Consider the following 12,172-nt stretch of genomic DNA (forward strand, 5'->3'; position numbering starts at 1 on the left):
AACCCTGTACGCGCCGGTCGCTATCGCCGTCCCATGGCTGAACTGACGCATCGCATCGCCCGCATCGAGGACCTGCCCGCATTGCATGCGCTGATGGGCCGCGCGATCGAGGCGCTGCAGCAGGGTTTCCTCACCCCCGAACAGGTCCGTGCCAGCCACAAGGTGATGGGCCTCGACAGCCAGCTCGTTCGCGACGGCACCTATTTCCTGGTCGAGCGCGACGGCGAAATCGCGGGTTGCGGCGGCTGGAGCTGGCGGGCGACCCTGTTCGGTGGCGATGACAGCGTGATCGAGCGCGAGCCGGCCCCGCTCGACCCGGCGACGGACGCCGCGCGGATCCGCGCCATGTACACCGATCCCGGCTTCGTGCGGCAGGGGGTAGGGCGGATGATCCTCGCGCTGTGCGAGCGGGCCGCCGCCGATCACGGCTTCCGCCGCGCGGAGATGATGGCGACGCTCTCCGGCGTGCCGCTCTACCGCGCCTGCGGCTATGCGCCGATCGAGCAGGTCTCGGCCGGCCCGATCGAAGGCGTGATGGTGCCGCTGGTACGGATGGGCAAGGTGCTGGGCGCCTAGCCCCGAACGGAAAAGGCCGGAGCGTTTCCGCCCCGGCCCTTCGGATTCGCTTGTCGCGCGTCTCTTACTTGATGCGCTCGACGTCCTCGAAGCCCAGCTCCAGCGGCGTCGCGCGGCCGAAGATCGAGATCGAGACCTTCACGCGGCTCTTGTCGTAGTCGAGCTCCTCGACCACGCCCGAGAAGGTCGCGAAGTTGCCGCTGATGACCTTGACGGTGTCGCCGATGTCGTAGTCGACCTTGACCTTCGCCTTGGGCGCTGCGGTGGCCGCCTCGTCCTTGGTGTTGAGGATGCGCGCGGCCTCGGCCTCGCTGATCGGCTGGGGCTTGCCCGACGAGCCGAGGAAGCCCGTCACCTTCGGCGTGTTCTTCACGAGGTGATAGACGTCGTCGTTCATCTCGAGCTTGGCGAGGACATAGCCCGGGAAGAACTTCCGCTCGGACTGGATCTTCTTGCCGCGGCGGACCTCGGTGACGGTCTCGGTCGGAACCTCGACGGCCTCGACCAGCTGCTCGAGGCCCATGCGGGTCGCGTCGGCCAGGATCTGGTCGCGAACCTTGCCCTCGAAGCCCGAATAGGCGTGGATGATGTACCAGCGCGCCATGCGTTCGTTTTCCCTTTGGTGTTCTGCGGTGCGGCTTACTGCGCGAGGCGCAGCAGCGAATTGACGATGAAATCGAAGATCGAGTCGATGCCCAGGAAGAACACGCCGAGCAGCGTGGTCATGATCATCACCATCACGCCGGTCATGATCGTTTCGCGGCTCGACGGCCACACGATCTTGCGCGCCTCGGTCTGCACCTGCTTCACGAATTCGGTCGGACTGGTCTTCGCCACTGGGGCATCCTCGCTTCAAAGTTCGCCGGCTGCGGGGCACGGGTCCGCTGCCCGGTCCTCTCTGGAGGAACCGGTGCTACCCACCACGCTGTCGGATTGGGGGCTGTATCTAGCGAGTCGCGAGCGCAGGTGCAAGCTGGCGCAAGCGCGAAAAGAAACCGGCCCCGATCAGAGCACCGCGACGGCGACGAAACCCAGCACGATCAGGCCGAGAAAGGCCCAGGCGAACAGGTCCAGCCGCTTCTCGATGAACTGCTGCACCGGGGCGCCGTAGCGCTTGAGCAGCAGGGCGACGAGGAAGAAGCGGGCGCCGCGGGTGATGCAGCAGAGCAGCACGAACAGCGGGAAGTTGAAGCTGGCCGCGCCGCTCGCGATCGTCACCAGCTTGAACGGGATCGGGGTCAGGCCCTTGAGCAGGATGATCCAGGTGCCATATTCGCTCTGATAGGCATGGATCGCCTCCGCGAGCTTGGCCTCCAGATGATAGGTGTGGACGATCCATTCGCCCACCGTCTGCATCAGGCCATAGCCGATATAATAGCCGAGCATGCCGCCCAGCACCGAGGCGATGGTGCAGACCAGCGCGATGCGGAATGCCTGCTCGCGGCGGGCGATCACCATCGGGATCAGCATCGCGTCGGGCGGGATCGGGAAGAAGCTGCTCTCCGCGAAGGAAACCAGGCCGAGGAGCCAGATCGCATGGCGGTGGTGCGCCATGCGCAGCACCCAGTCATACAGGGGTCGGAACATCGGTGCCGGGCAACTTTCCAAGCGGAGAAGGGAGGGCCTGTCCTTTATGGGCGGCGCCCGCGCTTGTCCATGGCGACGAGGGGCCGTTCGGGCGATCTGCCCGGACGACCGGCTTGTTCTGCGGGCAACATGTCGCGGGCCATGGCAGGCTGCGTCAAGCAAAGAACCCGCGCAGTTTCCCGCGCGGGCTCTCGGCCTCCCCCAAAAAGAGGCCGCAGCAATGTCCGGTAAGAAGCGGGTCGGCCCCTCAAACCGTGGCTTCGCTGGTTCTCGGTATTGCGCCAGGGCAATTGTCGGCCTTCTCCTAGGGCAGGTCCGGCGATTCCGTGTTGAACCATGGTGTCACGCGCTTGAACGGATGTTGCGCGAGGGGCGCGGTCAGGGCCGGGCGAGCTGGTCGCGCTCGGCGTCGGTGAACACACGGCCTCGGGTGAGGAAGCGGCGCTCGCGGCCATTGTCGAGGCTGAACATGCCGCCGCGCCCGGGCACGACGTCGAGGATCAGCTGGGTGTGTGCCCATGCCTCGCCCTGGGCGCGGCCGATATAGACCGGGGTACCGTCGACTTCGCCGAGCAATATGTCCCCGTCGCCGATGCGGAACTCGCCGATGGGGTAGCACATCGGCGAGGATCCGTCGCAGCAGCCGCCGGACTGGTGGAACAGCAAGGGGCCGTGTTCGGCCCGGATCTCGGCGATGAGTTCGAGCGCCGCCGGGGTGGCGACGACCCGTTCGATCCTGGCCACCCCGTCGGTCATCTCGTGTCTCCTACGAGGCCATGTCGAGGACGATGCGGCCCTCGATCTGGCCCTTGTGCATGCGATCGAACACCTTGTTGATGTCCTCGATCCTGGCGGTCTCGATCGTTGCCTTGACCTTGCCCTGCGCGGCGAAATCGATCGACTCCTGAAGGTCGAGCCGGGTTCCGACGATCGATCCGCGCACGGTGATGCCGTTGAGCACGAGTCCGAAGATGTTGAGCGGAAAATCACCCGGCGGTAGCCCGTTTAACGCCACGGTACCCCCGCGAGCGGTAACCCCTATCGCCTGTTCGAATGCCTTCTCGCTCACAGCAGTGACCAGTACGCCGTTCACGCCGCCGCTGGTCTCGCGCTTGATGACGGTGGCCGGATCTTCGTTGCGGGCGTTGACCGTCACCGTCGCGCCGAGGCGGCGGGCGAGATCGAGCTTGGCATCGTCGATGTCGATCGCAGCGACGTTGAGCCCCATTGCGACGGCATATTGCACGGCCATGTGCCCCAGCCCGCCGATGCCGCTGATCGCGACGAAATCGCCCGGCTTGGTGTCGGTCATCTTCAGCCCCTTATAGACCGTGACGCCGGCGCAGAGCACGGGCGCGATCTCGTTGAAGCCGATGTTGGCGGGCAGGTGGCCGACATAGTTCGGGTCCGCCACGACATAGTCGGCAAAGCCGCCATTGACCGAATAGCCGGTGTTGAGCTGGCTCTCGCACAGGGTCTCCCAGCCGCCCAGGCAATGCACGCAGTGGCCGCAGGCGGTGTAGAGCCATGGCACGCCGACGCGGTCGCCTTCCTTGACGTTCTTCACGCCCGCGCCGACCTGGCTAACATAGCCGACGCCTTCATGCCCCGGGATGAAGGGCGGGTTGGGCTTGACCGGCCAGTCACCCTCGGCGGCGTGGAGATCGGTGTGGCAGACGCCCGACGCCTGGATCGCCACCTGGATCATGCCAGGGCCGGCTTCGGGGACGGGGACTTCGTCGATCGTCAGGGGCTTGCCGAATTCGCGCACGACGGCGGCCTTCATGGTCTTGGCCATGGAATTCTCCTTTCCTGGGGAGGGTGCGCCCGGCCGGGGGTGTCCTTGGGCAAGGGCGGCCGGGCGCGGGGGAACAATCAGAAGAAGCCGAGCTTCTTCGGACTGTAACTGACCAGCATGTTCTTGGTCTGCTGATAGTGATCGAGCATCATCCGGTGCGTCTCGCGCCCGATGCCGGACTGCTTGTAGCCGCCGAAAGCCGCATGGGCGGGATAGGCGTGGTAGCAGTTGGTCCACACGCGCCCGGCCTGAATCGCGCGGCCGAAGCGGTAGCAGGTGTTCGCCTCGCGGCTCCACACGCCGGCACCGAGGCCATAGAGCGTGTCGTTGGCGATCGCGAGCGCCTCTTCCTCGTCCCTGAAGGTGGTTACCGATACGACGGGGCCGAAGATCTCCTCCTGGAAGATCCGCATCCTGTTGTGACCCTTGAACACAGTCGGCTGAACATAATAGCCGTCCGCCAGCTCGCCGCCGAGATCGGCGGTGTTGCCGCCGATCAGCAGTTCTGCGCCTTCCTGCTTGCCGGTATCGACATAGGACAGGATCTTGTCCCGCTGCTCGGACGAGGCCTGGGCGCCGATCATCGTGCCCATGTCGAGCGGATTGCCCTGGACGATCGCGGCGACGCGCTTGAGCGCGCGTTCCATGAAGCGGTCGTAGATCTTCTCATGGATCAGCGCGCGGCTGGGGCAGGTGCAGACCTCGCCCTGGTTGAGCGCGAACATGGTGAAGCCCTCGATCGCCTTGTCGAGGAAATCGTCATCCTCGCGCGCGACATCCTCGAAGAAGATGTTGGGCGACTTCCCACCCAGCTCAAGCGTGACCGGGATCAGGTTCTCGCTGGCATATTGCATGATCAGGCGGCCGGTCGTCGTCTCGCCGGTGAAGGCGATCTTCGAGATGCGCGGCGAAGTGGCGAGCGGCTTGCCGGCCTCCAGCCCGAAGCCGTTGACGATGTTGAGCACGCCCGGCGGCAGCAGGTCGCCGACCAGGTCGATCCACACCATGATCGATGCCGGGGTCTGCTCGGCGGGCTTGAGCACGATGCAGTTACCGGCGGCGAGGGCGGGGGCCATCTTCCACGCGGCCATCAGCAGCGGGAAGTTCCACGGGATGATCTGGCCGACCACGCCGAGCGGCTCGTGGAAATGATAGGCGACCATGTCGTGGTCGATCTCGCCGATCGTGCCTTCCTGCGCGCGGATCACCCCGGCGAAATAGCGGAAATGATCGATGGCGAGGGGGATGTCGGCGGCGGTCGTCTCGCGCAGCGGCTTGCCATTGTCCCAGGTCTCGGCCGTGGCGAGCAGCTCGAGATTCCCCTCCATCCGATCGGCGATGCGATTGAGGATGCGGGCACGCTCGGCAACCGAGGTGCGACCCCAGGCGTCCTTCGCCTTGTGCGCGGCGTCGAGTGCTGCGTCGACATCCTCGGCCTGTGAACGCGCGATCTGGCCGACCACCTGGCCGTTGATCGGGGAGATGTTGTCGAAATAGCGCCCGGCCTTGGGGGCGAGCCAGGTGCCGCCGATGAAATTGTCGTAGCGGGGAGCGAAAGGCGCCTTGAGACGGGTTCCCGGGCGATCCTGAACGATGGCATCCATGTGCCTGATCCTCTTCCTTGCGGTTACGGGCGCCACTTGGTCTGGCGTCTGTCCGTGATCCTAAATCGGGGATCGCCGGGGCAGGAAGGGGCCGGGAAACGCGGCCCGGGCCATGTGTCTCGCTATCGAGACAGGTTGCGGGGGAAAAGGATCAGAGCTTCAATCCGGCGCGTCCCATGCGCCGGTAGAGCGTCGCACGGCCGATGCCGAGCAGGCGTGCGGCCTGGCTGGCATTGCCGCCGGCCCGGGCCAGCGCCTGGCGCAGCACGGCGCGATCGGCATCCTCGAAAGAAGGCGAGGATTGCTCGCCGAGCAGCTGGTCGAGTGCCTGGGGCGCGGCGAGGGCGGTGTCGTCCATGCCGAAGCGCAGGCGGGCGGCGCGGCTGGCGCCGATCACCAGGTCATCGCGGTCCACCGCCAGCAGTGCCGTGCCGGTCACTGCGTCGTCGGAGAGGAAGACGATCCGCCTGCCTTCGAAATAGCGGCAGAAATAGTCGCGCTCGATCTTGCGGGCGGCGTCGCGGACCAGCGCCGCGACCATCTCGGCCATGGCGGGGCCATGATCGTCCCGGCAGCTCGACACGTCGAGCGCTGCGACGAGGCGCCCCTGCGGATCATGGACCGGCGCGTCCATGCAACTGATGTCGACATTGCGGCTCGCGAAATGCTGGTCGCGGTGGATGATCACCGGCTTGCCCTCGAACAGGCAGGTGCCGATGCCGTTGGTGCCTTCCTCCGCCTCGCCCCAGCGCGCGCCCTCGACCAGACCGACAGAGGTGAAGCCCTCCGCATCACCGTCGCCGGCGCGGCGATCGAGGATCACACCGCGTGCGTCGCTGAGGATCACTGCGCAGCCCGAGCGGCCGACCGAGCGGAACATATGATCGAGGACGGGGCCGGCGACGGCGAGCATCACCTCGTGCTCGGCACGCAAGGCACGCAGTGAAGTACCGTCGAATCGCTCGCGGGCACCTCCCGCATCCGGATCGAGGCCGTGGTTGAGCACCGAGCGGCACCAGGACGCGGCGATCGCGGAAACCCCGGCGCGGCTGGGCGACCGGACTGCCTCGAAAACGGCTTCGCCATGACGGGCGCCTGCCTGCTTCATACGCGACTCTCCTGCCAGCGAGGGTCGCAGCAAAGCCCGGGGCGAGTCAACGCAAGCAAGTCCCCGAACCTGCGGAATTAGGCATTTCTCACTCGCATGGGGGCGGTGGCTCACTCCCCCGGGTGTGGGCAGCTTTTCGATTTAGTGGAACAGTTGGAACGATCTTATCCGGCTGCATCGCAGTTCTTCGGCCGCCTAGACCCTGTGCATCCGGAACGCTCCGGGCCGCCGACACTACCAAAAGAGGGAAATCACCATGACCATCACCGCCACCCCGACCCCCGGCAAGACCCTGCTGAACCCGACCGATCACGCGCTCGTGCTGATCGATTTCCAGTCGCAGATGGCCTTCGCCACCAAGTCGATCGCCCCGGAGCTGCTGCGCAACAATGCCGCGCTGGTCGCCAATGCCGCCGCCGGCTTCAACGTGCCGACGATCCTCACCACCGTCGCCGAGAAGAGCTTCTCGGGTCCGATGTTCAGCGAAGTCACCGATCCGTTTCCGGGCCAGAAGCTGCTCGACCGCACGTCGATGAACACCTGGGAAGACGCCGCCGTGATCGACGAGGTCAACCGCATCGGCAAGCAGCGCCTGGTGTTCGCAGGGCTCTGGACCTCGGTCTGCATCGTTGGCCCCGTTCTTTCGGCGATCGACCAGGGCTTCGAGACCTATGTCATCACCGACGCCAGCGGCGACATCTCGGAGGAAGCGCATGAGCGTGCGGTTGCCCGGATGATCCAGGCCGGTGCCCGCCCGATCACCTCGCTCCAGTACCTTCTCGAGCTGCAGCGCGACTGGGCGCGGACCGAGACCTACGACATGACCACCGGCATCGCCCGCAAGCTGGGCGGCGCCTACGGCATCGGCATCACCTACGCCAAGACCATGTTCGGCGCTTCCGAAGGCGGTCACTGATCCCCGCGCGGCCGGGCCGTGCCCCCTGGCCCGGCCGCACCCCAGCCTTTCCCAATCCCACGAAATCCCAAGGAAATTCCCATGAGCACCATTACCACCCAGGACGGCACCGAGATCTTCTTCAAGGACTGGGGGGCCAAGGACGCCCAGCCGATCATGTTCCACCACGGCTGGCCGCTGTCTTCGGACGACTGGGACGCGCAGATGCTGTTCTTCCTGTCCAAGGGGTTCCGCGTGATCGCGCATGACCGCCGCGGGCATGGCCGTTCCGCTCAGGTGAGCAGCGGCCATGACATGGCCCACTACGCCGCCGATGCCGCCGCGGTCGCCGAGCATCTCGACCTGCGCAACGCCGTCCATATCGGCCACTCGACCGGCGGTGGCGAAGTCGCGGCCTATGTCGCCCGCCATGGCCAGCCCGCGGGCCGCGTCGCTAAGGCCATCCTCGTCAGCGCCGTGCCGCCGATCATGCTCAAGACCGAGCGCTATCCGAACGGCCTGCCGATCGAAGTGTTCGACGGCTTCCGCGCAGGCGTCGCCGCCAACCGCGCCCAGTTCTTCCGCGATGTCGCATCCGGCCCGTTCTACGGCTTCAACCGCCCCGGTGCGGAGTTGAAGCCTGGTGTGATCGACAACTGGTGGCGCCAGGGCATGATGGGCAGCGCGCAGGCCCATTATGAAGGCATCAAGGCCTTCTCCGAGACCGACCAGACCGACGACCTCAAGGCGATCACCGTGCCGACGCTGGTGCTGCACGGCGAGGACGACCAGGTCGTACCGTACAAGAATGCCGGCGTGCTCCAGGCCGAGATCCTGCCGAACGCGACGCTGAAGACTTATCCGGGCTTCTCGCACGGCATGCTGACGGTCAATGCCGACGTGCTGAACGCCGACATCCTCGCCTTCATCCAGGCCTGATCCCCAAAAGTCGGAAGGACGAACCCCATGAAAGCCTATCTTCTCTCGCTGGGTGCCGGTCTGCTGGTCGGCGTCGTGTACAGCCTGCTTGGGGTTCGTTCTCCCGCCCCGCCGGTGATCGCCCTGCTCGGGCTGGCGGGGATCCTGCTTGGCGAGCAGCTGGTGCCGATCGCCAAGCGCATCCTGGATCGCAAGGAAGTGGTCGGCTTCGTCACCAGCGACTGCGCCGATCATGTCCTTGGCCGGCTGCCGGCCAACCGAAAGGACGAGGCGTGATCTCCCGCCGCCAGGCGCTTGTCGGCGCCGCCGCCTCCACCGCCCTGCTGCCCATTTCCGAGAGTTTCGCCATGACCCCGCCCCAAGACCTGATCCTCGTCAACGCCAAGGTGACTACGCTCGATCGCGAGAACCCGGTTGCCGATGCCGTCGCCATCCGCGACGGCAAGTTCCTCGCGGTCGGCACCGAGGGCGAGGTTCGCGCCGCCGCCGCGCCGAATGCCCAGGTGATCGATACGAAGGGGCGCCGCCTGATCCCCGGCCTGATCGACAGCCATATCCATGTGATCCGTGGCGGGCTGAACTATAATATGGAGCTGCGCTGGGAAGGCGTGCCGACGCTGGCCGATGCGATGGCAATGCTCAAGAAGCAGGCCGAGAACACCCCGCCGCCGCAATGGGTGCGCGTGGTCGGCGGCTTTACCGAGCATCAGTTCGCCGAGAAGCGCCTGCCGACGCTCGACGAGATCAATGCCGCCGCGCCCGAAACCCCGGTCTTCATCCTCCACCTCTACGATCGCGCGTTGCTCAACGCCGCGGCGCTGCGCGCGGTCGGCTATGACAGGAACACGCCGAACCCGCCGGGCGGCGAGATCCTGCGCGATGCGCAGGGCAACCCGACCGGCCTGCTGCTCGCCCAGCCCAACGCGACGATCCTCTATGCGACTTTGGCCAAGGGGCCGAAGCTGCCGCCGGAATATCAGCTCAATTCGACCAAGCACTTCATGCGCGAGCTCAATTCGCTCGGCGTGACCAGCGTGATCGACGCGGGCGGCGGCTCGCAGAATTATCCGGACGATTATGAGATCGTCGAGAAGCTCCACAAGGATGGCGAGCTGACGCTGCGTATCGCCTATAACCTGTTCACCCAGAAGCCGAAGGAAGAGCTGAAGGACTTTGCCAGCTGGTCGACCCAGATCAAGCCGGGCGACGGCGACGACAGCTATCGCCACAATGGCGCGGGCGAGATGCTGGTCTATTCGGCGGCGGACTTCGAGGATTTCCGTGTCGCCCGGCCGGACATGCCGCCCGAGATGGAAGGCGATCTCGAGCCGGTGATCCGCCTGCTCGCCGAGCGCCGCTGGCCGTGGCGGATGCACGCCACCTATGACCAGACGATCAGCCGCGCCCTCGACGTGTTCGAGAAGGTCAATCGCGACATTCCGCTCAAGGGCCTCAACTGGTTCTTCGACCATGCCGAGACGATCAGCGAGCGCAACATTGATCGCATCGCGGCACTCGGCGGCGGCATCGCCGTGCAGCACCGCATGGCCTTCCAGGGCGAGTATTTCGTCGAGCGCTACGGTGCCAAGGCGGCCGAAGCGACGCCGCCGATCCGCCGGATGCTCGATGCCGGCGTGCCGGTGGGGGCGGGGACCGACGCCACCCGCGTCGCCAGCTACAATCCCTGGGTGTCGCTGAGCTGGCTGGTCACCTCGAAGACTGTCGGCGGCATGGCGCTCTACCCGGTGCGCAACCGGCTCGACCGCGAGACCGCACTGCGGCTGTGGACCGAGCGGAATACCTGGTTCTCGAACGAGGTCGGCAAGAAGGGGCAGATCAAGGCGGGCCAGCTCGCCGATCTCGCCTTGCTCTCGGACGACTATTTCCATGTCGCCGAGGATGACATCGCGCATCTCCGCTCGGTGCTGACCGTGCTCGGTGGCAAGGTGGTCTATGGCGAGGGCGATTTCGCGCCGCTCGGCCCCAAGGCGCCCAAGGCGATGCCCGACTGGTCGCCGGTCGCGACCTTCGGTGGCCATTATCGCCGTGACGACGCGAAGAAGCTCGCCGCTGCGTGCGCCTGCCACTCGGCCTGCGGGGTGCATGGCCATGACCATGCTGCCGCACTCGGCGCCAAGGTGCCGGCCGCCGATGTCCAGAGCTTCTGGGGCGCGCTCGGTTGCGGGTGCTGGGCGGTCTGATTGTTCCAGAATGTCGAACAGTTCCGATGATTTTATTCGGATCGTTCGGCTTTCGGGCGGTGGCTAAACCCGTCCGCAGAGGCAGTGCATATCCCATCGGAGTAGCTGAAATGACCCGCCACACCTTCCTGCTCGCGACCGCTCTGGTCGTGCTTTCTCCCGCCGTTTCCCCCAGTGCTGCCTTTGCCCAGCAGGCGCCCAAGGCCAGCGCCGATCACGCGATCGGGCCGGAATATGATTCCACCCATGTCTATGTCGCGCCCGAGGATTTTGATCGCTTCGTTACCAGCGTGACCGCCACTTTCGGCGGCACTGCCACGAAGAAGGGCGTGTTCCAGGTTACCCCGACCGCGAGCCAGACCAACTCGCAGCTCGTCCTCACGCCTGTTGGCATCCTCTCGGTGTTCGGCTTCGTTACCCCGGTGCCCTATCCGTTCGGGGACGAGCGGACCGGCTATCTGGTCGATAATATCGATGCGGCGGTGACCTCCGCTCTCAGCCATGGCGCGAGCCGGCTGGTCACCAGCTTCCCCGATCCGATCGGTCGCGATGTGGTCGTGCAGTGGCCGGGCGGGGTGAACATGCAGCTCTACTGGCACACCACCAAGCCGCACTACGCGCCGCTGGCGACGGTGCCGGAGAACCGGGTCTATCTGACCGCGGACTCGGCGAACGCTTTCCTTAAGAGTTGGACCGGCTATGCCCATGCCAAGATCGTCTCTGAGGACAAGGCGGCGCCGGGCGTCGAGATCGGCCAGCCGGGCAAGACCTATCGCCGCGTCCGCCTGACTTCGGGCTATGGCAAGATGACGGTGCTGGTGTCGGACGGGCAGCTGCCCTGGCCCTATGGCCGCGAGCTGACCGGCTATGAGGTATCGAGCCTCACCGTGACGCTCGACAAGGCCAAGGCGGCAGGCGTCGAGACTTTGGTGCCGGCGCACCGCGAGGGCGACCGCGATGCCGCGATCGTCCGCTTCCCCGGCGGCTATATCGCCGAGATCCACGCTCCCGTGGCGAAGAACTGAGCGATGGACACGCCCCGCTTCGTGGATGCCGTGCTTGACTGGCGTCCGACCTGGTTCCTTGCCCGGCTGGCGCTCAGCGGCGCCTATCTGCTCGGCGGGGTGGTCAAGCTGACCGACTGGCACGGCGCCGTCGCCGAGCAGGCGCATTTCGGCATGCAGCCCGCGGCGCTCTGGGCGGCGCTGACCATCGCGGTCGAGCTGATCGGCCCGGTGCTGATCCTGAGCGGGCGGCTGGTCTGGCTGGGCGCGGGGATGCTGGGCGTGTTCACTTTCTTCGCCGCGATCACCGCCAACGCCTTCTGGGCGATGGTGCCGGGGAGCGCCGAGCGGTTCGGCGCGACCAATGCGTTCTTTGAGCATCTCGGGCTGATCGGCGGCTTCGTGCTGGTGGCGCTGGTCGCCGAGTGGGAGCGGCGGCGTGGGTAGGCTTGGGGTTGCT

14 protein-coding genes are annotated in these 12,172 nt (G+C 66.1%); 7 read left to right on the forward strand and 7 right to left on the reverse strand.

Annotated elements, in window-relative coordinates:
- Nucleotides 1-33 precede the first annotated feature (33 nt).
- Nucleotides 34-576, forward strand: a complete 543-nt coding sequence (locus AC1RJ5_RS21005; RefSeq protein WP_269576037.1) for a GNAT family N-acetyltransferase — start codon at nucleotides 34-36, stop codon at nucleotides 574-576.
- A gap of 64 nt (nucleotides 577-640) precedes the next feature.
- Here the strand turns inward: AC1RJ5_RS21005 and nusG are convergent, their stop codons facing one another.
- From nusG to AC1RJ5_RS21040, 7 genes are all read right to left on the reverse strand, one after another.
- Entirely contained in the window at nucleotides 641-1,180 is a 540-nt protein-coding gene (nusG, locus tag AC1RJ5_RS21010) for a transcription termination/antitermination protein NusG (protein ID WP_184168516.1), read from the reverse strand.
- Between the two features lie 35 nt (nucleotides 1,181-1,215).
- Nucleotides 1,216-1,413: a preprotein translocase subunit SecE gene (gene secE, locus AC1RJ5_RS21015; protein ID WP_269576036.1), complete on the reverse strand. Its 198-nt coding sequence runs from the start codon at nucleotides 1,411-1,413 to the stop codon at nucleotides 1,216-1,218.
- A gap of 168 nt (nucleotides 1,414-1,581) precedes the next feature.
- A complete protein-coding gene (locus AC1RJ5_RS21020) occupies nucleotides 1,582-2,163 on the reverse strand; it encodes a YqaA family protein (protein ID WP_184168514.1) in 582 nt (193 codons plus the stop codon).
- 378 nt (nucleotides 2,164-2,541) lie between these two features.
- Complete coding sequence (locus tag AC1RJ5_RS21025) at nucleotides 2,542-2,919, reverse strand: DUF779 domain-containing protein (protein ID WP_269576035.1); 378 nt, start codon at nucleotides 2,917-2,919, stop codon at nucleotides 2,542-2,544.
- 10 nt (nucleotides 2,920-2,929) lie between these two features.
- The gene (adhP, locus tag AC1RJ5_RS21030; RefSeq protein ID WP_342250984.1) at nucleotides 2,930-3,961 is read right to left on the reverse strand and encodes an alcohol dehydrogenase AdhP; all 1,032 of its coding nucleotides are present in this window, start codon (nucleotides 3,959-3,961) and stop codon (nucleotides 2,930-2,932) included.
- Nucleotides 3,962-4,038: 77 nt separating this feature from the next.
- Complete coding sequence (gene adh, locus AC1RJ5_RS21035; RefSeq protein ID WP_493115495.1) at nucleotides 4,039-5,565, reverse strand: aldehyde dehydrogenase; 1,527 nt, start codon at nucleotides 5,563-5,565, stop codon at nucleotides 4,039-4,041.
- Nucleotides 5,566-5,716: 151 nt separating this feature from the next.
- On the reverse strand, nucleotides 5,717-6,673 hold the full coding sequence (locus AC1RJ5_RS21040) for a GAF domain-containing protein (RefSeq protein ID WP_493115497.1): 957 nt from the start codon (nucleotides 6,671-6,673) through the stop codon (nucleotides 5,717-5,719).
- Nucleotides 6,674-6,929: 256 nt separating this feature from the next.
- Between AC1RJ5_RS21040 and AC1RJ5_RS21045 the strand changes: the two genes are divergently transcribed.
- The 6 genes from AC1RJ5_RS21045 to AC1RJ5_RS21070 all read left to right on the forward strand — a co-directional run bounded on the left by AC1RJ5_RS21045 (nucleotide 6,930) and on the right by AC1RJ5_RS21070 (nucleotide 12,159).
- On the forward strand, nucleotides 6,930-7,589 hold the full coding sequence (locus tag AC1RJ5_RS21045; protein WP_269576031.1) for a hydrolase: 660 nt from the start codon (nucleotides 6,930-6,932) through the stop codon (nucleotides 7,587-7,589).
- 81 nt (nucleotides 7,590-7,670) lie between these two features.
- The gene (locus tag AC1RJ5_RS21050; RefSeq protein ID WP_493115500.1) at nucleotides 7,671-8,507 is read left to right on the forward strand and encodes an alpha/beta fold hydrolase; all 837 of its coding nucleotides are present in this window, start codon (nucleotides 7,671-7,673) and stop codon (nucleotides 8,505-8,507) included.
- Between the two features lie 27 nt (nucleotides 8,508-8,534).
- On the forward strand, nucleotides 8,535-8,783 hold the full coding sequence (locus AC1RJ5_RS21055) for a DUF1427 family protein (RefSeq protein ID WP_493115502.1): 249 nt from the start codon (nucleotides 8,535-8,537) through the stop codon (nucleotides 8,781-8,783).
- Nucleotides 8,780-10,708, forward strand: coding sequence for an amidohydrolase (locus AC1RJ5_RS21060; protein WP_493115504.1), 1,929 nt, complete (start codon nucleotides 8,780-8,782; stop codon nucleotides 10,706-10,708). Before AC1RJ5_RS21055 ends, AC1RJ5_RS21060 begins: the two co-directional genes overlap by 4 nt.
- A gap of 110 nt (nucleotides 10,709-10,818) precedes the next feature.
- Nucleotides 10,819-11,733 (forward strand): glyoxalase, encoded by a 915-nt coding sequence (locus AC1RJ5_RS21065; RefSeq protein ID WP_493115506.1) that lies wholly within the window; start codon nucleotides 10,819-10,821, stop codon nucleotides 11,731-11,733.
- A 3-nt stretch (nucleotides 11,734-11,736) separates the two neighbouring features.
- On the forward strand, nucleotides 11,737-12,159 hold the full coding sequence (locus AC1RJ5_RS21070; protein WP_493115508.1) for a DoxX family protein: 423 nt from the start codon (nucleotides 11,737-11,739) through the stop codon (nucleotides 12,157-12,159).
- Nucleotides 12,160-12,172 lie beyond the last annotated feature (13 nt).

This window comes from Sphingomonas sp. GW822-FHT03G08, assembly GCF_058801135.1.

What these genes read in the sequence shown, in the direction of transcription:
- AC1RJ5_RS21025 (WP_269576035.1), bottom strand. Translation starts at nt 2,919, where the DNA reads ATGACCGACGGGGTGGCCAGGATCGAACGGGTCGTCGCCACCCCGGCG.
- adh (WP_493115495.1), bottom strand. Translation starts at nt 5,565, where the DNA reads ATGGATGCCATCGTTCAGGATCGCCCGGGAACCCGTCTCAAGGCGCCT.
- AC1RJ5_RS21020 (WP_184168514.1), bottom strand. Translation starts at nt 2,163, where the DNA reads ATGTTCCGACCCCTGTATGACTGGGTGCTGCGCATGGCGCACCACCGC.
- AC1RJ5_RS21040 (WP_493115497.1), bottom strand. Translation starts at nt 6,673, where the DNA reads ATGAAGCAGGCAGGCGCCCGTCATGGCGAAGCCGTTTTCGAGGCAGTC.
- AC1RJ5_RS21005 (WP_269576037.1), top strand. Translation starts at nt 34, where the DNA reads ATGGCTGAACTGACGCATCGCATCGCCCGCATCGAGGACCTGCCCGCA.
- AC1RJ5_RS21045 (WP_269576031.1), top strand. Translation starts at nt 6,930, where the DNA reads ATGACCATCACCGCCACCCCGACCCCCGGCAAGACCCTGCTGAACCCG.
- AC1RJ5_RS21055 (WP_493115502.1), top strand. Translation starts at nt 8,535, where the DNA reads ATGAAAGCCTATCTTCTCTCGCTGGGTGCCGGTCTGCTGGTCGGCGTC.
- AC1RJ5_RS21065 (WP_493115506.1), top strand. Translation starts at nt 10,819, where the DNA reads ATGACCCGCCACACCTTCCTGCTCGCGACCGCTCTGGTCGTGCTTTCT.
- nusG (WP_184168516.1), bottom strand. Translation starts at nt 1,180, where the DNA reads ATGGCGCGCTGGTACATCATCCACGCCTATTCGGGCTTCGAGGGCAAG.
- AC1RJ5_RS21070 (WP_493115508.1), top strand. Translation starts at nt 11,737, where the DNA reads ATGGACACGCCCCGCTTCGTGGATGCCGTGCTTGACTGGCGTCCGACC.
- AC1RJ5_RS21050 (WP_493115500.1), top strand. Translation starts at nt 7,671, where the DNA reads ATGAGCACCATTACCACCCAGGACGGCACCGAGATCTTCTTCAAGGAC.
- adhP (WP_342250984.1), bottom strand. Translation starts at nt 3,961, where the DNA reads ATGGCCAAGACCATGAAGGCCGCCGTCGTGCGCGAATTCGGCAAGCCC.